The organism is Paenibacillus terrae, from assembly GCF_005217525.1.
In the GTDB taxonomy this organism is placed as follows: domain Bacteria; phylum Bacillota; class Bacilli; order Paenibacillales; family Paenibacillaceae; genus Paenibacillus; species Paenibacillus terrae_C.
The window spans coordinates 33,085-53,445 of the sequence record NZ_PNXQ01000008.1 but is presented as its reverse complement, the minus strand read 5'-3'; the positions used below and the strand labels follow the sequence as shown (position 1 = coordinate 53,445).

The 20,361-nt window shown below is 49.2% G+C and carries 14 protein-coding genes; 6 read left to right on the top strand and 8 right to left on the bottom strand.

What is annotated here, in order from left to right; all coding sequences use genetic code 11:
• Positions 1-2 precede the first annotated feature (2 nt).
• Together C1I60_RS07475 and C1I60_RS07470 are read right to left on the bottom strand one after the other, a co-directional pair.
• Complete coding sequence (locus tag C1I60_RS07475) at positions 3-359, bottom strand: winged helix-turn-helix transcriptional regulator (RefSeq protein ID WP_137061169.1); 357 nt, start codon at positions 357-359, stop codon at positions 3-5.
• Between the two features lie 119 nt (positions 360-478).
• Positions 479-1,414, bottom strand: coding sequence for a manganese-dependent inorganic pyrophosphatase (locus C1I60_RS07470; RefSeq protein WP_289306509.1), 936 nt, complete (start codon positions 1,412-1,414; stop codon positions 479-481).
• Positions 1,415-1,776: 362 nt separating this feature from the next.
• On the opposite strand from C1I60_RS07470, the gene C1I60_RS07465 reads away from it, so the two are divergent.
• On the top strand, positions 1,777-6,069 hold the full coding sequence (locus C1I60_RS07465; RefSeq protein ID WP_137061167.1) for a S8 family serine peptidase: 4,293 nt from the start codon (positions 1,777-1,779) through the stop codon (positions 6,067-6,069).
• A 60-nt stretch (positions 6,070-6,129) separates the two neighbouring features.
• On the opposite strand, the gene C1I60_RS07460 is transcribed toward C1I60_RS07465, so the two are convergent.
• Positions 6,130-7,620, bottom strand: a complete 1,491-nt coding sequence (locus tag C1I60_RS07460) for a sensor histidine kinase (protein ID WP_137061166.1) — start codon at positions 7,618-7,620, stop codon at positions 6,130-6,132.
• Positions 7,617-8,303 (bottom strand): response regulator transcription factor, encoded by a 687-nt coding sequence (locus C1I60_RS07455; RefSeq protein ID WP_014279365.1) that lies wholly within the window; start codon positions 8,301-8,303, stop codon positions 7,617-7,619. Before C1I60_RS07455 ends, C1I60_RS07460 begins: the two co-directional genes overlap by 4 nt.
• Before the next feature lie 287 nt (positions 8,304-8,590).
• Between C1I60_RS07455 and C1I60_RS07450 the strand changes: the two genes are divergently transcribed.
• The 5 genes from C1I60_RS07450 to C1I60_RS07430 all read left to right on the top strand — a co-directional run bounded on the left by C1I60_RS07450 (position 8,591) and on the right by C1I60_RS07430 (position 14,347).
• Positions 8,591-10,939, top strand: a complete 2,349-nt coding sequence (locus tag C1I60_RS07450) for a glycosyltransferase family 39 protein (protein WP_137061165.1) — start codon at positions 8,591-8,593, stop codon at positions 10,937-10,939.
• Between the two features lie 17 nt (positions 10,940-10,956).
• Positions 10,957-12,048 (top strand): glycosyltransferase family 2 protein, encoded by a 1,092-nt coding sequence (locus C1I60_RS07445; RefSeq protein ID WP_137061164.1) that lies wholly within the window; start codon positions 10,957-10,959, stop codon positions 12,046-12,048.
• 2 nt (positions 12,049-12,050) lie between these two features.
• Positions 12,051-12,473 (top strand): GtrA family protein, encoded by a 423-nt coding sequence (locus tag C1I60_RS07440; protein ID WP_137061163.1) that lies wholly within the window; start codon positions 12,051-12,053, stop codon positions 12,471-12,473.
• The gene (gene galU, locus C1I60_RS07435) at positions 12,470-13,345 is read left to right on the top strand and encodes a UTP--glucose-1-phosphate uridylyltransferase GalU (RefSeq protein ID WP_137061162.1); all 876 of its coding nucleotides are present in this window, start codon (positions 12,470-12,472) and stop codon (positions 13,343-13,345) included. The genes C1I60_RS07440 and galU overlap by 4 nt, the downstream gene beginning before the upstream one ends.
• A gap of 174 nt (positions 13,346-13,519) precedes the next feature.
• Complete coding sequence (locus C1I60_RS07430) at positions 13,520-14,347, top strand: class I SAM-dependent methyltransferase (protein WP_137061161.1); 828 nt, start codon at positions 13,520-13,522, stop codon at positions 14,345-14,347.
• A gap of 163 nt (positions 14,348-14,510) precedes the next feature.
• Here the strand turns inward: C1I60_RS07430 and C1I60_RS07425 are convergent, their stop codons facing one another.
• The 4 genes from C1I60_RS07425 to arfA all read right to left on the bottom strand — a co-directional run bounded on the left by C1I60_RS07425 (position 14,511) and on the right by arfA (position 20,214).
• On the bottom strand, positions 14,511-15,257 hold the full coding sequence (locus C1I60_RS07425; protein ID WP_137061160.1) for a glycerophosphodiester phosphodiesterase: 747 nt from the start codon (positions 15,255-15,257) through the stop codon (positions 14,511-14,513).
• Between the two features lie 87 nt (positions 15,258-15,344).
• Positions 15,345-16,406 (bottom strand): hypothetical protein, encoded by a 1,062-nt coding sequence (locus C1I60_RS07420; RefSeq protein ID WP_137061159.1) that lies wholly within the window; start codon positions 16,404-16,406, stop codon positions 15,345-15,347.
• Positions 16,407-16,432: 26 nt separating this feature from the next.
• A complete protein-coding gene (locus C1I60_RS07415) occupies positions 16,433-18,280 on the bottom strand; it encodes an HSP90 family protein (protein WP_137061158.1) in 1,848 nt (615 codons plus the stop codon).
• Between the two features lie 419 nt (positions 18,281-18,699).
• Positions 18,700-20,214 carry an arabinosylfuranosidase ArfA gene (gene arfA, locus C1I60_RS07410; protein ID WP_137061157.1) on the bottom strand — a complete coding sequence of 505 codons (1,515 nt, stop codon included), beginning with the start codon at positions 20,212-20,214 and terminating at the stop codon, positions 18,700-18,702.
• Positions 20,215-20,361 lie beyond the last annotated feature (147 nt).

Sequence of the window (20,361 nt, the reverse complement as noted above, 5' to 3'; positions counted from 1 at the left end):
GTCTACCGCTGTAGAGTCTCCACAGTTGGCATGTTTTCCTCTCCCCACTGGCACATCATATCCAGCAATGGAATGAGAGAAAGACCTCGTTCAGTTAATGAATACTCCACTTTGGGAGGGATTTGAGGAAATTCTTTACGAAGGACGAGACCTTCTGCTTCAAGCTCTTTCAGCATGGTGCTCAGCGTTTTGAAGGAGATACTGCCTATACTTCGCTTGAGCTGATTAAAACGCATAACCTTATTTTCAGACAGCCAATACATGATGATCATTTTATATTTGCCGTCTACCAATGACAACGTATATCCAAAACCGGTGGTTTTTAGTTCAACTCCAGTAGGAACACAGGTTTCTCCCATAGTTACACTCTCCTTAAGATTGGAAGAATTGAAAAAAAATAAAAAAGAAGCCCCTGCTTCCGCTGCTTTAATGTAGCTGGATTCAGGAGGCTTCTTTCATATAGTAGCCTGCTTCCGAATTACAGACTGTTAAAAGTGTCTGTCAATACAGGTACGATCTGAGATTTGCGGGATACGACACCCTTCAGAACGGCTTTGTTGTCGTCGAGCTGCACATTGTAGGCCTTTTCGACCGCTTGTGCTTGGCTTCCCAGCGCAATACCAATGGAATCACTGTTCACAATATCCGTTACGATGAACAGGAACAGATCCAGATTTTTAGCTGCAATCGTTTGGGACAGCGCTGCTTCCAGCTCGGATTGACGAGACAGCACATCGTTAACGTCTACCGCATTCACCTGCGCAATTTCCACTTTGCGTCCGTTCATCTGGAATTCCTTTGCATCCAGACTTACCAGCTGCTCAATCGTGTGGCCGCTCAAATCAGCTCCTGCTTTCAGCAGATCAAAACCGTAGCTATCTGCATCCACACCAGCGATTTCAGCCAGTTCACGGGCAGCAGCTACGTCTTGGTCGGTGCAGGTTGGGGATTTGAACAGCAGGGAATCGGAAATGATCGCGGACAGCATCAGACCTGCGATTTCTTTCGGAACCGCTATCCCGTTTTCCTTGTACAGCTTGTTCAAAATCGTGGCTGTGCAGCCTACAGGCTCAGCGCGAAAGTACAACGGCTGGCTTGTTTCAAAGTTAGCGATCCGGTGATGGTCGATGACTTCAGTTACACGCACTTTATCAATGTCAACCGCGCTTTGCTGGCGTTCATTATGATCGACCAGAATGACGCTGTCTGTTTCCTCAGCAACCTGTTCAACCAGACGCGGCGCACTCACTTTGAAATAATCCAGTGCATACTGCGTTTCCCCGTTTACCTCACCCAGACGAACCGGCTCCACGTCCGCGCCCAGTTTGGTTTTCAAGTCTGCATAAGCAATAGCTGAGCAAATCGTATCCGTATCCGGATTTTTATGCCCGAAAATCAATGTCTTTGCCAACATAATCGACTCCTTTGCACTAAGCATTTTACATTCTCGTGAAATATCAACAATTCCAATGCAGATTATATCATTAAATCTCCTATTCTCCCATTCCCCTTTGAATGATTTCAAAAATAATCTATTAAATTCATAACATTCCCATGGAATATGTATGTGAAGTTAACCTTATTTTTTCTAAAAATATAAAAAACATATAGTAATATATCCCACTAACATGGTAAGATATTCCTCAAAACTGGCAAGTTAGTCACCAGTGGTCAATTCTATCATTTGAATCTTTGAGGGAGGCGTGAGAACTTCGGCAGTGACTTCAAATCCTAGTATGTAGAAAAATCATATTTTGATTGAAAAGAGGGAAATCTTTGAAAAAGCCGATCATTTTTAAAAAAATTCCTGTCATAACACTCGCTCTTGCTTTGACCGCAGGCTTGTCTTTTCCGTCTGTCGGTTCTGCCGCTACCGTAGACCTGCAAACTCGTTCATTTTTAGAAGCACAGGAAGCTTTGACTTCCGAAGCGACTCCAGCGTTCATTTCGCCCGAGCTGAGTACCACTTCCTCGCAGCAGGTCAGAGTCATCGTACAGCTTGATGGTGAGCCACTAGCCGTGGACAAATATGCGGCACGGTCGGGCAATCAGACTTTCACAGCTCGATCCGAACAAAAAGCGGAATCCGCTATCGTCAACGAGCAAACATCGTTCGTGGATAGAGCGGCAGAGCGCAGCATTCCCCTTCAGGTAAATTACCAGTACAACACGGTGCTTAATGGCTTGGAGGTTACGCTGCCAGCTAACAAAATTCCAGAACTGGCTAAATTGCCAGGTGTAAAATCCATCCACGAAAACAAAACGTATTATTCCATCCCCGTACAGGACCCGCCAACACTCACCGCCAGCGAAGCAACGTATGATAACGCACCGCTTGATCAAATTGGCGTTCCTGAAGCCTGGGCTAAAGGTTTGACAGGCGAAGGGATTAAGGTCGGGGTTATTGATACCGGGATCGATTATGAGCACCCGGATTTGAAAGCAGCTTACAAGGGTGGATATGACTCTTTTGAGCAGGACAATGATCCTTACGAGGAGCCTTTCCTTGAAAAAGAGAATGACCCGTACGGCACAGGTTTTGCCGGAACAACACACGGTACACACGTCTCCGGTACAATTGCTGGCCAGGCCGCTAATAAAACGGCAGATATTGTACAAAAGGGTATTGCCTATAAATCGGACTTATACGTATATAAAGTGCTTGGACGCAATACCAAAACCGGGCGTTCCTCCGGTTCCTCCGCACAGGTCATTGACGGTATTGAACGCGCTGTCAAGGATGGCATGAACGTGATTAACCTGTCCCTCGGCTCAGACTCCGAGAAGGACCCGAACTCCCCGGACTCCATTGCCATTAATAATGCGGTGCTTTCCGGTGTAGTTGCTGTCATTGCGAATGGTAATGCAGCACAAGACGGGAATTATTATTATTCAATGGGTTCCCCGGCCTCATCCCAGTTGGCGATTTCCGTCGGTGCGGCAACCTCGCCAAGCAAAAGCTTCTCAGGCACAGCTTCAGTTACCCGTGATTCCTATTGGGAAGCGAATGGTGAATTGAAGAAAACAGTAACCGCTGATGCTTATGCACATTACGGGTTTAATCTGTTGGGCTGGGGAACTGGCCAAGAGGATTTTGCTTCAATTCTGGGAACTGCCCCTTATGAACTGGTATATGCAAATTTGGGGCAGCCTGATGATTTTGAAGGAAAAGATGTAGCCGGAAAAATTGTCATCGTGTCACGTGGAAGCCTGGCATTCGTGGATAAAATTGCAAATGCAAAAGAAAACGGCGCAAAAGCCGTAATCATTTTTAACGGGAGAGCAAAAACGACTGACATCACGCAGGCTGATTTGACAGACTCCATCCCGAGTCTAGATAGCTACGTAAACGCTAACCAGGGCGACAGCTTTGATTTTATTCCGACCTTTGATATGAAAGGTAAGGAAGGTCGCGCGCTGGCTAAACAACTCGTCGACAATGCCGGAGAAAAATTCTCTGTCTCCTTCGGAGAGAAGTTTATTCGCACAGATAATGCAGGCAATACGATGGCTGGATTCAGCTCCCGTGGGCCGAACGGAGACGAACTACTTAGCATCAAGCCGGATGTAAGCGCGCCAGGAGTTAGTATTATGTCAACCTATCCTGCTTTCGCCAAGTTCTATCCAGATGCCTCTTATGATCATGCTTACAAACGTAGCAACGGAACCAGTATGGCTTCTCCGCATGTAGCCGGACTTGCTGTTCTGCTGAAGCAGCAGCATCCAAACTGGACGCCGTTCGATATCCGTGCTGCTCTGGCGAACACGTCGGATACGCTTTACGACGAGGATCAAATCCAATACGATGTGTATTCCCAAGGTGCAGGACTTGTAAACATCGCCAATGCGATTCAGACACCAGCCCTGCTGGAAACTGTTGAAAAGATTACGATTCTCGATAAGAACTTCAATCGGCAGGAGGTCGTGAACTACAATCCTTCCGCCAGCTTCGGGGTGTTAAAACCAGGCAGTGATGCCAAGCAAATTCAATTGCAGCTTAAAAATCTGTCCGCAAACAGCGTACAGTATGAAGCAAGCTACATTTTGCATGATCATGTAACCTCCGACCCTGCCAAGCCCGTTGCTACACCTGACGTGAGCAATATCGCTGTTCAGTTGCAAGGTGTCGGCACGAATGGGGCGATCTCGGCAGAAGCGGGTAAATCCCAACCGTTCTTCCTGTCCGTGCAGCCAAGCTCAAGTGCAGCTACAGGCGTATATGAGGGAGAAGTCATCCTGAAAAGCGCCGGACTACCTACCTTGCATCTGCCGTTCGTCGTTCATGTTGGCAAGGAAAATCCGACTACAGGCTTCGGCTTGCAGGACCTGAGTATAACCAACCCGATTATTTACCCGAATCGTACAGGTGCCCAACGCACAACAGATCTTGCTTTCCGCCTGACCACGGATAAAACAAACCAAATTGCTCTTTATGTATATGGCATAGATGATAAATTAATTGGTCTTATTAATGGAATTACGACTCCTAGGGAGCAAGGAGTTAACGCCCGTCTCAAGCAAGGAGCATACTCCTTCAAGGACATTGACGGAAGCTATGTCGAATACGATGCTAACGGAAGGCCTGTTCTGGATGCCAGCGGTCAGCCCGTTATCCAGCATTTGAAGGACGGTGTGTATAAGCTGGAGGTTAATTCGCCGGAACTGAATGCGAAAGGCGAAGTCGAGACCAATACTAACGGTCCTAAATTTTTCAGCGCTATGAAGGCCATCCGCGTCGACAATAGTGCCACTTCCGGCAGCAGTAGCGGTGGAGGCGGTGGTGGAGGTGGCGGCAGAAGTAATACTACACCTTCCGCTTCAACCACCACATCCACCCCTGTCGCTACATCTGCACCTTCACTTCAATCCGTAGTGAAGCAAGGACAGGCCGTAAAAGCGGTAGCCACAACTGTCGTGGTTAACAACAATGTACAGTCACTGACTGTAACCGATGCAGATTTGCAGACTACTGTGACGGCAGCAGGCTCCAGCCCAATAGCCATTGTCCTGTCGGCCAGCAGCCAAGCAGGTCAAACAACCAAAGCAGCGCTGACTTCCGCCCAACTGACAACACTGGGCAAGGCTTCAGCAGGAAGCAGCCTGATTGTGAGCAACACAGGAGCTTCCCTGGCTTTGCCGATATCTGCTCTGAAAAATGCCCCTGCCGGTGCAGGCATTGAAGTGATAATCAGCAGCCAGGCACAGGAAAGCAACACATTTACGAGCAAGCTGAAAGGCTCAACTGTGATTGGCACCCCTGTAGGGTTTGAAGCTAATGTTGTCACTGGAGGCAAGAGCGAACCGCTTAAGGTTGCACCAGGACAGTTCATTAGTCGTTCCTTTACCGTACCTGGCCAAATTGAGTCAAATACAGCCGGTGTTCTCTATACAGCTAACGGAAATGTTTACCCTGTTCCATCCGTCTTTTCCAAGCAAGCAGATGGATCAACAATCGTTAAGGTAAGCCGTCCGGGCTTCTCGACGTATGCAGCGGCGACTCGTCCCGTTAGCTTTGAAGATATTTCATCGTCGTATGCTCAATCCGAGATTCAGTCGCTTGCGAACAAGCTGCTGATCAACGGCACCACAGACACGGCCTTCTCACCGAAGAAGAACGTGACACGTGCGGAATTTGCAGCTTTGGTAACCCGGGCTCTTGGCCTGACACCGGGTACTGCCGCACCATTCGGCGATATTCCAGCAGATAGCTGGTATTCTGGCGATGTAGCAGCCGCTTATGAGGCCGGATTGATCACAGGTCGCAGCGGCGACAAATTCGATCCGAACGCTAACATCAGTCGGCAGGAAATTGCTGTCGTGCTGAGCAAGGCAGTAGACCTGCTCCAGATCAAAGCATCTGTCGATGGCCCTGCCCGCACACCGTATCATGATGCTTCATCCTTTGCAGGCTATGCCAAGGATAGCATTGAAAAAGTAAGCGCGGCAGGCATTATCAACGGAGCAACCATCAAGGGCTCCTCCTACTTCCAGCCGAATGCGCCTACAACGCGTGAAGCATCTGCCAAGGTGCTGCACGTGCTTTTACAAAAGGCTGCATTGATTAACTAACCCAAAAGCCTCCTGAGCCGCGTTATAGACAACGTCACGGTTCAGGAGGCTGTTTTTATGTTATACCGTCCCCGCTAACGGTAGCGCGACCTTGAATACACTCCCTTCTCCCGGCGTACTTGCAGCGGTGATTTTTCCACCGTGTGCTTCCACAATAGACTGTGTAATCGCCAGACCAAGACCAGCTCCGCCCGAGCTGCGCGTACGTGACTCATCTCCACGGTAAAAGCGTTCAAAAATCCGATCCAGCTGCTCTTTACTCATGCCCGGCCCGTTATCACGAATCTGAATATCCGCCAGCTTCTTCCCGGCAGACAAGTTTACATGGATCACACCTCTCTCCATATCTGTATGCTGAACAGCATTATGGAACAGATTGAGCACTACCTGCTTGATTTTATCCCCTTCAGCCAGCACTCGCACACCCGCTGTCATATCAAAAATCACTCTTCGCTTGCCCGCCAGCATCAGAAGCTGCGGCTTCATTTCCAGCAGCAACGTATCCAGCGACATATCTTCCAGCTTCAATTCGGGCGTCCGGTCCAGCTTAGCCAGCAACAGTAAATCGGAGACAAGCTTGTTCATCCGTTTGGATTCTCCATACATACTCTCCAGTGCAGATTGAAGCTGCTTTGGATTAGATGCGGCTCCACGAAGCAGCACCTCCAAGAACCCGTGAATCGAAGTGAGCGGGGTGCGCAATTCATGGGAAGCATCCGCAATAAACCGTCTCATCTGCATCTGTAACTCGCGCTCGGCAGCAAATGAATGCTCCAGCCGTTCCAGCATCCCGTTAAAGGATACCGCCAATCGGTCCACCTCATACTGCCCCTGCTCTGCGTCAAAGCGCTCGGCCAGATTGCCCGCATCAATGCGTTTGACCGCCTCGACCATCCTCGAAAGGGGCACCAACGTGCGCCGCAGCACTGGAAGCATAAGCGCCAGACCAATTGCGAGCGCAATCAGAGATAGTAAAATGAAGGTACGCAACTGGTTAATCAGTTGCTCTTGCATGGAAGTTGTGGATACACCCATTTGAAGCAGCCCTTTCGAATGGTCAGGCGGACCGAGCGGACGGAATACGACCAGTTGCTCGTTCCCTTGGGCATCCGTGAGCAATTGATAGCCATAACGCATGTGCTTGTTTTGCTGCATCGAAATATATTGCTGAGCGGTGAGCCTCGGCGGCGTAAGTCCATTTTCGTTAGACAGGCTCGTAAAGGTTCCAGCTGTATCTATGGAAGCCAGCGACATATCCGCCCAAAACAAAAACGGCCTCGGTCGGTTATCCTTCCGATTGATTCCTTCTTTGGGTGTGGAGCTTCCGCTCTTCTCCTGCGAATCTTTAATCAATAAATCGGCAGGAATTGAGCCTAACTGAGTACCCATCGCATCCGCCCGACTGCGATACAGAAAATCTTTCATCAGGAAATATTGTAAAAATCCGATCAAGACGAGCAGCAGCGCCAAAATAAGTAACGTCCTGGCCAAAAGCTGGGAGCGGAGAGAACGGAGCGCAGTTCTTCTCCGGCTTTTCCCCGCCGCTTTCATAGCAAGTCCACTCGGTACCCAACACCACGCAGCGTACGGATGACCCGATGCTCCTTGTCTTTGAGCTTTTCACGTAAGGAGCGAATATACACCTCGACAATATTGTCCTCGCCCCCAAAATCGTATCCCCATACTCGATCCAGGATTCGACTTTTACTAAGAACAATCCCGTGATTCAACACCAAAAACTTCAATAGTTCATATTCGGTAGGCGACAGCTCCAGCACCTGATTTTGGTAGCGAATTTCCTTTCGTCGATCATCCACCTGAAAGGGTCCGTGAACCACTTCTCCGAGCAGATCGGGAAACTGATTGCGCAGACGCGCTTCAATCCGGGCCAGCAGTTCATTAAAACTAAAGGGTTTCACGACATAATCGTCCGCGCCCAGTTTTAATCCTTTTACCCGATCATCCACATCATCCTTGGCTGTCAGCATAATGACTGCAATGTTATCCTCTGTCTCCTTGAGACTTTGGCATACCTCAAAGCCATTCATTTCAGGCATCATAACATCCAGCACCGCAACATGCGGGCGGAACTCTTTTGCTAAATCCAGTGCATCACTGCCGTTCTCAGCTGTTTTAACCTCATAGCCTTCATTAATCAGCCCAAGCTCCAAAAATTGCAAAATGTGCGGCTCATCGTCCGCTAGCATAATTTTAACCCCGTGTATCGGATTCATCGGTTATCTTCCCTTTCATGAAGTCACTTTTTTTCTTAATAAAAGATCGATTTATTTTCACCTGTATCTAATATAACTGAATATTTACGTAAAAAAAGCATCCCTATCCAGCTTTCAGCTAACATTCAGGGAGCGCTCATAACCATTTCAGCTACGTCAGGCATGATAATAGCAAGCCGGTAGTTCACCGGGCCCAAGATCGGAAGTGGCTGATCATTCCACAGTCCTGAAGATAGCGGCTAGAACAACGGAAAATACAAAGAATTTTCACAGGGAGTGGAATGTACATGATTAAGAAATGGTTCAAGAGCCGGGCGGACGTCCCCCTCATCATCATCATGCTGATATCCGCGATTTTGAACGGATACAACATCTGGCAAGACAAATATGTTAACACCTACTACACGACGGCCGTAGCAAGCATGCTAGAAAGCTTTCACAACTTCTTCTTCGCATCACTTGATTCGGCAGGGTCGGTAACGGTAGACAAACCGCCTGTGGTTTTCTGGATTCAAACACTCAGCGCCTACATCTTCGGACTTCACGGCTGGAGTGTTATCCTACCGCAAGCGCTCGCTCAGGTCGGGTCGGTATTGCTCGTTTACCTGCTCGTCAAACCGAGCTTCGGTACGATGGCCGCTCGATTGGCCGCCTTCGCTATGGCAACTACACCAATTGCAGTAGCGGTCAGCCGCACCAATAACATTGATGCGATGCTGGTTTTCACGCTGCTGCTCGCAACATGGTTGCTGTTCAGAGGCATTAGAAACCACAAAATGGGACCGATCCTCTGGGCTTTCGCAGTCGTAGGTATCGCCTTTAACGAAAAAATGCTCCAAGCCTATATGATTGTTCCCGCTTTGGGGCTCTTCTACCTGCTGGCCTCCAAGTTTAACTGGAAGCGAAAAGCGATAACACTGGCAGCATCGGCAGTCGTTCTCGGGGCTGTGTCGCTCTCTTGGGCAGTCGTGGTCGACTCCACTCCGGCAGACCAGCGCCCTTATATGGGAAGCAGCGGTACGAACTCCGTACTGAATCTGGCCTTTGGCTACAACGGCCTATCCCGTCTGACGGGAGAACGAGGAACAGGCGGCGGCGCTAGTGGCGGTCAACGCTCGGAGTGGAAACGAAACGCTTCAACGAATAGTAGCAATGCAAACTCCGATCAAGCCCAGACCGCTACATCATCATCAGACGCTAGTACTACAACAGGCGCTTCCAATACCGATGGCACATCAACAGGCGGCAACGGCGCTGGTGGCCAAATGCCGCCGGGCGGATTTGGCGGTAACGGTCAAGGCGGTGGTCAGGATGGCCCTGGTGGTGGACCGGGTGGAAATTCCGGTGGCGGCATGTTCGGCACTGGTGAAAAGGGACCTTTACGATTGTTCCAATCTGCCCTGTCAGGTCAAGCCAGCTGGCTGCTCCCATTCGCATTGATTGCTTCAATCGGCCTGCTTGCAAGCATTCGACGCCGTAATATCACGCAAAAACACAAAGAGGTCATCTTCTGGCTGGCCTGGCTGATTCCCGTAGCTGCATTTTTCAGCGTAGCCGGTTTCTTCCATCAGTATTACCTGATTATGCTCGCACCACCAATTGCAGTGCTCTTCGGAGCCGGATTCGTGAAATTATGGGAGCAATATCGTGAGCGTTCCGGCTGGCTCTCCTGGCTGTTGCCCGCAGCGGTACTGGCAACCTCGGTATTTAGCTGGTTCGTCCTGCAAAATTACAACGACACCATTGGCAGTGGCTGGTCCATCGCCGTATTGATCCTCGGTATCATCGGCACGGCGCTACTGGTAGTAGCACGATTGAAATCAGAGAAGTTCACGAGATATGCCATCATTGCAAGTGTACTCGCAATGTTCATCGGCCCTGTGTACTGGGCGTTGACGCCAATTACCTACGGGGGGAACAGCATGATTCCACAAGCCGGACCGACACAATTTGGCGGCGGTGGAGGCGGTGGCGGAATGCCGGGAGGTAATTTTGGCAACCGAGGTCAGGGTGCAAATGGGCAAAAAGCTGAAGGAACTCAAACGAATAACCAAACCAATAATGCAGAGCAATCCAGCTCTGATGGTATTACTTCAGGCACAGGAACAAGCACAGACAGAGAACAGAGATCTTCTACCCGCTTCAGAGGAATAGGTGGACCAAACGGTAGTCAAAGCTTGGACAGCAAAACGCTGAGCTATTTGCAAAAGCATAATACAGGTGAAACCTACCTTTTCGCAGCAAGCAATTATTCAACAGCCGCTCCTTACATGATTGAAGCCGGGCAAAAAGTGATTATTATGAACGGCTTTGTATCCTCCGATCCGGTGTATACCGTCGATAAGATCAAGGCGCTGGTGGAAAGCGGTCAAGTGAAGTACTTCATGATTTCTGGCGGAGGCGGCGGTAGACCGGATAGCGGCAACTCCGAAGTCACTGCATGGATCAAAGAACATGGCAAAGTGATTCCTACAGATGAATGGAAAACAACAACTGGCGAAACCAGTACCAATGCTGAAGCATCCGACAGCGGAAGCGACATCACGAACAGCAACTCGAACGCTCAGGATGGTCAAGGTGGACCTGGCGGAGACGAACGTGGCGGAAGCGGTACTTTATACGAAATCACATTATAAATAAGGAGGAACTACGAATGAGTGAGCAAATCCGTTATTCCATAGTTATTCCGATGTACAACGAGGAAGCCGTCATTACCGAAACCTATCGGCGGCTGAAACAAGTCATGGGCTCGATGGGCGAGCCCTACGAGCTGATATTCGTAAATGACGGCAGTTCGGACCGCAGCGTCCAGTTGATCAAGGAATTTAGTCTCAGAGACGATACCATCGTATTGATTGATTTCTCCCGTAATTTCGGTCATCAGCTAGCGATTACCGCCGGGATGGATTATGCGGTGGGAGAGGCGGTCGTCGTTATTGACGCCGACCTCCAGGACCCGCCTGAGCTGATCGTAGAGATGGCCAACAAGTGGAAGGAAGGCTATGAGGTAGTCTACGCCAAACGGCTGAAACGCAATGGTGAAACTCGCTTCAAAAAGTGGTCTGCCAGTCTCTTCTACCGCGTATTGAAAGCATCAACGGATATTAATATCCCGGTAGACACCGGCGATTTCCGCCTGATGGATCGCAAGGTAATAGACGAATTGAAACGGCTGCCGGAAAATAATCGGTTTGTCCGTGGACTCGTTAGCTGGATCGGCTTCAAGCAGACGGCTGTTGAATATGAGCGCGATGAGCGGCTCGCAGGTGAAACCAAGTATCCGCTCAAACGCATGATCAAGCTCAGTCTGGATGGAATCACATCCTTTTCCATTAAACCGCTCAAGCTGGCAGGTTATATCGGCGCACTCCTGTCCATGTCTGGCTTCCTGTATCTGATGTACGTATTATTCCTCAACTTTTTCACCGATTCCTATGTCATGAAGGGCTGGTCGTCCATGATTAGCATCAGCCTGATCTTTAACGGAGTGATCCTGGTCATTCTCGGTATTATGGGTGAATATGTTGGACGGATTTATGACGAAACCAAAGCCCGCCCACTCTACATTGTCCGTGAGCATCTGGGTGGACAATACGAAAACGGCCCGACCCATGCCATGAAGGCCCCTGAACAACGTGAATCCCTATATATGCAAGGTTCCCGTGACAGCCTAATATCCGCCAGCCGCACAGTACGCGGCAACAGCGCTGTATATACCGGACCCAAATCGGGTCACGGGGCATAACCTTGAAAAGTCGCATGGCCCAGCTATTCCCTATGATCCGTTTTGGCATGGTAGGACTGGTGAATACGGGCGTAGACTATATCATTTTCATGCTGCTGGCCTGGGCCGGAGTTCAGGTTGCGTTGTCGCAGATCATTTCATACAGCTGCGGCACAGCCAACAGTTACATTTTGAACAGCAAATGGACATTCAACAAACAACCAGAACCCGATACTCATAAACGTCAATTGCCTAGATTTATCGTCATCAACCTGATCGTATTGGGTCTGACCTCCTTATTATTGCAAATGCTTCACAGTGGAACCGAGCTGCCGCTTGCCGCTTGCAAGCTGATTGCCACCGCAGCCGGAATGATCATCAATTATATCGGGAGCCGATATTGGGTATTCGGTTCCCCACCCCGAAAGGAAAGTGAATCTCTATGAGAAAAATTACAAAAGCCGTTATACCAGCCGCTGGATTAGGAACTCGTTTTTTACCTGCTACGAAAGCTTTGCCTAAAGAGATGCTTCCGATTGTCGACAAGCCAGCTATTCAATATATTGTCGAAGAGGCTATCAAATCCGGGGTTGAAAGCATCATTATCGTGACTGGGCGTAATAAAAAAGCCATCGAGGATCATTTTGACAAGTCGGTAGAACTGGAGCAAGCACTGGAAAGCAAAGGCAAGTACGATCTTCTGCGCGAGGTCCAAAGCATCGGGGGCAAAGCCGTAATTCACTACATCCGCCAAAAAGAACCCCTCGGTTTGGGACATGCGGTACGTTGTGCCCGTCAGTTTATTGGTGATGAGCCATTCGCTGTGTTGCTAGGCGATGATATTATGAATTCCTCTACCCCGGCAATTCGTCAAATGATGGATGTCTACGAAGCGACTGGCAAGCAAGTGGTCGGCGTACGCACAGTGGAAGAACAGGATGTAAGTAAATACGGCATTATTGACTCCACTCGCCAGAACGGTCTTATTCACGAAGTCGGCGGACTTGTTGAAAAGCCATCCCCAGCAGACGCTCCTTCACGGCAGGCAGTCATTGGACGATATGTATTGGAGCCTTCCATTTTCTCCATATTGGAACATATGTCTACTGGTGCGGGCGGCGAATATCAACTGACTGACGCCCTTCATCAGGTGGCATTGCAGAATCAACTGCTGGCGCTTGAGCTGGAAGGCACGCGTTATGATATCGGTGATAAAGCAGGATACCTGGAAGCTGTGCTTCACATGGGCATGCAGCGCGAGGATCTTCGTCCAATGCTTGACTCCATGATGCGCGAGTGGGCGCTGGCTTCACGATAAAATAGGCACACAGAATTGCACCTATCCCCTTCTCCTGTGCATATTCTGATATCTGATCCATGTTGTGCAACCACAAGAGTAGATGTATAAACACATAAACCTGTATAATGTCAAAGTACAGCACTATCGGAATATGCTCGGCTGTCCGCCGAAATCAGGGAGGAAAAAGTCCATATGATACCTGAGGGGAATTTGCAAAGTAATGTAGACCGTTTCAACGGCTTTGCCGATGACTACGACCAACACCGTCCGGAAGCACCGTCACTCGTTGTCGAGATTATTTCCCGCTATCTGGAACGAAAAGTGGAGCTTGTTGCTGATATTGGCTGTGGAACAGGGCTTTCGACTTTCATTTGGAAAGACGTGGCCTGTCAAATTGTCGGCATCGAGCCCAACCCAGACATGAGAGGAAAAGCGCAGCGTAAGCTGGAGACAGCAGGAGCGACAACGGCAGACACCATTTCCTTCAAAAGTGGGTTCTCCAACAATCTGCCCTTTGAGGATGGAACTGTAGACGTCATCACCTGCTCTCAATCCTTTCACTGGATGGACCCCGACAGCACGCTCAGGGAAGCGGGCAGAGTCTTGGCTCAAGGCGGGATATTCGCCGCCTTTGACTGCGATTGGCCTCCGGTGCTGCAATGGGAGATAGATCAAGCTTATGTACAGTTGATCACCAAAGCAGACGAGATTCTCAATCGGGAAGCACCTGTAGAGCAGCAAGCCCATAAATGGAGCAAGGAACAGCATTTGCCTAATCTACAGCGCAGCGGACAATTCCGTTATACCCGGGAAATTGTCTTTCACAACCGTGAGCAGTGCGACGCAGCACGTTATATAGGGCTTGTTCTTAGTCAAGGCGGTATACAAACGCTATTCAAACTCGGCAATCGGGCGCTTGATGAAGATTTGGCCCGCTTTGTGAAGCTCGTAAAGGATCATTTTCAGGACAGAACCTTGGATATCCTGTTCAGCTATCGTATGCGGCTTGGCGTCAAATAGAAAGGAAACAAGATTATCGTGATGATATGTTCTTCGGCTCAAGCTCAAAAAAGACTCTCCTTTGCCTCGTAAAGACGAGTGCGTACAGGAGAGTCTTTTGGCTTCATAAATAGCCATATTCATATCCAAAAGAGCTTAGTCGCAGTTCTGCTATGTCTTCGGCTTAGGAAGAGCGGACAGCCAATAGGTGCACCAACCGATCAGGGTAGTCCGTGATGATGCCGCTCACCCCGGCCTCCAGCAGTCGCTGCATTTCTTCCGGCTCATTTACTGTCCACGGATGGTAGACCATACCCGCTGCCTGTGCCTCAGATACCCCTTCTGGTGTAACGGAATGCTTGTAAGCATGCAGTGCTGTTACCCCGAATTGTCTTGCATACTCCGACGGACGAACCATAATCTCAATATACAGCGCTCCTGTCTTGATCTCAGGTGCCAATTGCGCACAAAGCGCCAGTGATTCATGATTGAAGCTGGAGATAATCACCCGCTCCTCTAAACCGAAACGTCGTACAGCGGCAATCACCTCTTCCTCCATACCGGGATAAAGGTAAATGCTATTTTTCAATTCCAGATTAATGACTGCATCCGAAGACTTCGCCAGCTCCAGCAGTTCATCCAGCAACGGCACCCGCTCGCCCCGGAATTTCTCATCAAACCAGCCGCCTGCATCTAACCCATTCAGTTCTTCCAGCGTAATATCGCGTACATCCAGTGAGGAACCTGTCGTGCGTTCCAGTGATTCATCGTGAATGAGCACCAAATGCCCATCCCGGGTACGCTGCACATCCGTTTCTATGCCGGTTGCTCCCAGCTCCAAAGCGTGACGGAACGCCGCCATCGTATTTTCAGGGCATACACCCGAAGCACCGCGATGTGCAAAATTAATAACTTTCTCGGTTTCAGTCACTACATAACCCCTCCTGTCATTTCACAGGGACATTATACTCGCTCATTGTTTGGGCTGTATAAATATTTGTCACAAGAGCCTCTTCTTCTACGCGGTTTGAACAATTTTCCCGATCCAATCGGTATAAAACATATTCCCGTTCCGTCGATCAAATGCTGCTGCCGCCGACTCTGCCAGTGGTCTGAAATACGCAATAATTTCTGTCAGCGTACGCTCCTCTTTGCCCCACTCCAAAGAAGCAGGCAGCCGGATCAATCTACTATCACCCGAAGCGTCGAGCTTTTGCAGCAGACCTACCATTGCCGCGTAAAAATACATTTGCTCCAGCCCGCTCTCATAATCCAGCGCTATATGCAAATGACGCTCTACCACTTCAATTCCCTTAACCGGGTCCGCAACCGCCAAATACTCGATATGCTCCGCTATGGTTTTCAGAAAATCACGGTCATCCCGAACCAGGCGATATCCATTACGATGATGATCCTTCGCCTTGTCTGCTTCCCCTTGACGGTAAAGCGGCAATAGCACCTGTGAGAGCGTCACATGCGGTACTTCCGCGCATGTCATCCGTCCCGACAAAATCGGTTTGGCCACGGCAAGCGCCTGCTCGTCCTCTCCGGTCAAATAGTAAAAACGCACGATCTGGCTCTGCTCGCAGGCTTCACAATCACTCATGCTATCCCGTTCGATCGTACGGAAGGTATCCAAATACTGGCGTGCCTCATCCAGTCTCCCCATATCCATCGCGATACGGAACTTATAGTAGTGATATGGACGCTCATTATACCCGTATTCGGCATAACGTTTGCGCATATCCTCCACAAGATCCTCCACCTGGGTTTTCGGTATATTGGGAAAGCTGCATACCTTGCCGAGAATCCATTTGTAAGTCCACAGCAACTCTTGCTCATCATATTCGTCGGGGCTTTGATCAAATTGACCCAGTTGCCACGAAAAAGCGATCAGCGCCTTTAACGGATATCCATTAAAAATAGCGCAGTCCACAATTTCTCCCCGGACTTCGTAGCCGAGTTCCTTCAATCCGGAAGCATCCGCCAAGCGGGCCGCTTCCTCCAAAATCGCCAGCTTGGCCGCCCCTCCGGGCAGATCCTGCGCCTGTTCCATCAAATCATATATCGTATCTTCCATTCGACTAGCCTCCTGTAATTACGCAATTACGTGTTTTGTCCGTTCCCTAATCCCCAATTAATAAAATGCAGCACACTCCGATTCATCAGACCCAACTCACTCCGATTCATCGGATAATGGCCCATCATAAGTGCGTTCACATACATCATTTCCGTTGCAGCCGTAATCATCTGTGTATCGGTAGCCTCAAAAATACGCGCCACCACCGGATTGTTCAGATTAAAATATAAGGTCGAGTAGCCCGCATTCTGCTGGACCCCGGCTTTCAGACTATCGAGTACATTGGAAAAAAGCGCAGTTGTTTCTTCAACGGTATTTTCCATCGAGCGCAAGGTTAGCGCATCCTGCGAAATGGTATATAGCACAGGCAAGCTCGCCGGCTCAAAACGCTTCAATTCCGTACGGCAGCGCATCGGCTGCAAAGCAGCATCCATGACGCGCAGCACGCTGTAATACTGCTCGCGCTCTTCCTGCGTTAGCCCGGTAAATGAAAGAGATACATCCTCGGGACTAAGCCGCTCGGCTTGCAGGGCAGGGTCGATCCAATGCAGCTTTTCCAAAATTTCCGTATCGTAAATATAGCCGCCATTGATCACCAGCATGGATTGCGCCGCCGCCACATGGGTAATTTGGCGATACTCATCAACCGTCGATGTGTAATGGAGCGGACGCCCGCCCGCCTCGCGGATCAGTTCACTCAGCTCCCGCCGCCCAAATGTACTTTCAAAGGAAAACCAGCGGTGCATAATCCGCAAAAATTCATCATCCTCCACCGCTAGCGCCTTCATGGAAAGCTCATGCAAACGAATCCAATGCTGCAAGCGGTCTGGCTCATACTCCGCCATGCGTAGCAGCTCTTGCCGAATACAGGTTCCCAGTTCAGAACGAACAGCGTCAAGCTGCTCATTTTCATAAAAATACTCACGTGATGCCGTCGGCTGCAATTCATCTGTCCAGATCAGACTTTTAATGAAAAAGGCCCACTCTGGCAATACATTTTCCGCTTTGTCGGACACCAGCATATGCTTCAGATACACCCGATGCAGCCGTTTGCTGTTGAGATTGATGCTACGCGGCAAAATGAATGCAATCCCGCCTGTTCTGCCCGATGCCGTCCGCAGTGGAATAAAATCGCCAAAGCGCTCACCCATCAGGCGATAGCCCAAGTCCAGCACTTCACCGCGACGACTGCGCAATTGTTCCGGGTCCTGCATCCAACGGGTAGACGGAAGATTGACGCGCTTGGTCTCGCCGTCTACAGACAGCATGACCGGATAAGGCAGCAACGCCCCATAATAAAATAGAGACTCCTCCACCTGCGCCGGCTCATAATAAAACTCGCTCCCCGGCTTGCAGCGCAAATACATTTGCGTGCCTACAGGCAGCTCAGTCTCCAATCGACGGATCGTATACGTTCCATCCGGTTTTCCTCTCCATTCCATGGAGATGCCTTCCTTTACTGAACGCGTCAGCACCACGATTTCGTCGCTCACCATAAAGCAAGATAGCAAGCCAATCCCAAATCGCCCGATAAATGATGTCTCCGAGGCCAGTAAATCTGCCCCCTTCTTCGAAGACTGGCCAATGATCGACAGAAAGCGGTGAATGTCTTCTTCCGACAGTCCAATGCCGTTATCCTGAATCATCAAAACCTGTTGTTCACCGGAGCCAGATAACTCCACGGTCACTTTACCTTCAAACTCTTTACTTTCAGCAGCAGTCTCCCCTAGCTCCTTGCGAGCCGTAATTGCGTCTGTTGCATTTTGCAGTACCTCGCGTATAAACACGCGTGGGCTGCTATATAAATGATTGGCCAAAATATCAATCATCCCGCTCAAGTTCACCTGAAAACGATATTCGTCCGTTTGACTCATACAGATCATTCCTTTCTGGAAATGCTACGACAATCCTTGGCTTTGAATAAACCATCCTGTGAATTATAACGTGGATTACAGACGGATTGCACACCCTGCATTTCAGATATCAATACGTTGACAACGCTATAATAGGGTCTTTTTTCACCTTGGCTGATTGGAACTGGGTCTAATTAACTTCATAAAAATGTATGTAATATGAGAGTATAGTTAATAAGTAACATCTTCGTTTAGTTAAATTTAGTAATTAGAATAATTTTTATTTAAAAATCAGCCTGTTCTAGTATCGCTATATTTGCTGAGGGACAAATGGCTCATTTTATGCAAAGAGCCCGCATGGCTGCTCCTGTATACCCATACAAGAGAGAATGCGGGCTTTTTCAGGTACAGCTGGGACTGTACCTTTTGCAGAAAAAGGATTAATGAGACTTGGCGAGACGGATTACGTTCCACGAGGCTTTGCCCAAATGAGCTTTGACGATACCATCGTCGAGCTTGGCATTACCGCCGTTGTGAGGCGAAACCTTTTCTCCTGCCGGGCTGTTAGTTGCTTTGAGATCGTCATGCTCCAGCACAGTATGCTCCACAATGCGATAGCCTTCGAAGCTGCGCACATCCACTGTCAGTTCCAGCGACTCGGACAAGTGGCGGTTTACCGCAAAGACGGTCAGAGCGCCTCCCTCTTCATCATAAACCACAGCGCTATCCAGATAAGGAATGTCTGTGAAATCCTTGGAATCGTATTTTTCCGAGTCTACCACGGGCATCAACGATACACCGCGACCATAACGGGATGCATGCAGATACGGATAGAAAATCGTCTGTTTCCACGCTTTTCCGTTATTTTCAGTCATGATTGGCGCAATAACGTTGACCAGTTGGGCAAGACAAGCCATTTTTACACGATCAGCATGACGCAGGAACGTAATCAGCATGCTTCCCACCAACAGTGCATCCTCGAAGTTGTAAATATCCTCAAGCTGGGGCGGCGCCACAGACCACGGATCAATTTTGCTGTCCGCATCGTTGGAGTGGTACCACACATTCCATTCATCGAAGCTGAGCATCATTTTTTTCTTGCTGCGCTTCTTCGCTTTGATATAGTCACAGGTCGAAATAACTGTATGAATAAAATGGTCCATATCCATGGAGCGTGCCAAATAATTGGCCGTATCATTGTCGTGGTTGCCATAGTATTGATGCAGAGAAATATAGTCGGCTACCTCATAGGTATGATCCAGCGTCGTCGCTTCCCACTCAGGGAACGTCGGCATTGTCGAACTGGAACTACCGCAAGAGACAAGCTCTATGTCAGGGTCAATCAGCTTCATTGCTTTTGCGGACTCTACCGCGAGACGACCGTACTCTTCCGCTGTCTTGTGTCCAATCTGCCATGGGCCGTCCATTTCGTTGCCGAGACACCAGGTTTTAATCTTGTGCGGTTGCTCTACACCGTGACTGCGGCGTAGATCACTCCAGTAGGAACCGCCCGGATGGTTGCAATATTCCACCAGATTACGTGCCGCATCAATCCCGCGCGTACCCAGATTAACCGCCATCATAACCTCTGAACCGATATCTTTCGCCCATTTGAAAAATTCGTTCGTACCCACTTCATTCGGCTCGACCGTTCTCCACGCCAGCTCTAGCTGTCTAGGTCTGGACGCGACAGGACCGACACCATCTTCCCAATTGTAACCGGATACAAAATTGCCGCCCGGGTAGCGTATAATAGGGACATCAAGCTGCTTCACCAGCTCTTTTACATCATTACGGAAACCGCTTTCATCACTAGTTGAATGAGTAGGCTCATAAATACCACCATATACGGCACGCCCGAGATGCTCTACAAAAGAACCATAAATGCGTTTATCGACTTCAGCAATCCGAAATGACTTATCTACAATCATTTTTGCTTTTACAGCTGCTGCCACCTAAACCATCCTCTCTGAATGCGAAAATAAAATCCGTTGTACCTCTAAGACTAACAAGTGGTTTATTTCAGCATTTTGCATCATTCGATTCCCAACGCTCGAAAGGACAATAGATAGACGAACTAAACTGTTTCGATCTCTATATTG

What these genes read in the sequence shown, in the direction of transcription:
- C1I60_RS07470 (WP_289306509.1), bottom strand. Translation starts at nt 1,414, where the DNA reads ATGTTGGCAAAGACATTGATTTTCGGGCATAAAAATCCGGATACGGAT.
- C1I60_RS07475 (WP_137061169.1), bottom strand. Translation starts at nt 359, where the DNA reads ATGGGAGAAACCTGTGTTCCTACTGGAGTTGAACTAAAAACCACCGGT.
- C1I60_RS07455 (WP_014279365.1), bottom strand. Translation starts at nt 8,303, where the DNA reads ATGAATCCGATACACGGGGTTAAAATTATGCTAGCGGACGATGAGCCG.
- C1I60_RS07430 (WP_137061161.1), top strand. Translation starts at nt 13,520, where the DNA reads ATGATACCTGAGGGGAATTTGCAAAGTAATGTAGACCGTTTCAACGGC.
- C1I60_RS07450 (WP_137061165.1), top strand. Translation starts at nt 8,591, where the DNA reads ATGATTAAGAAATGGTTCAAGAGCCGGGCGGACGTCCCCCTCATCATC.
- C1I60_RS07445 (WP_137061164.1), top strand. Translation starts at nt 10,957, where the DNA reads ATGAGTGAGCAAATCCGTTATTCCATAGTTATTCCGATGTACAACGAG.
- C1I60_RS07460 (WP_137061166.1), bottom strand. Translation starts at nt 7,620, where the DNA reads ATGAAAGCGGCGGGGAAAAGCCGGAGAAGAACTGCGCTCCGTTCTCTC.
- C1I60_RS07415 (WP_137061158.1), bottom strand. Translation starts at nt 18,280, where the DNA reads ATGAGTCAAACGGACGAATATCGTTTTCAGGTGAACTTGAGCGGGATG.
- C1I60_RS07420 (WP_137061159.1), bottom strand. Translation starts at nt 16,406, where the DNA reads ATGGAAGATACGATATATGATTTGATGGAACAGGCGCAGGATCTGCCC.
- galU (WP_137061162.1), top strand. Translation starts at nt 12,470, where the DNA reads ATGAGAAAAATTACAAAAGCCGTTATACCAGCCGCTGGATTAGGAACT.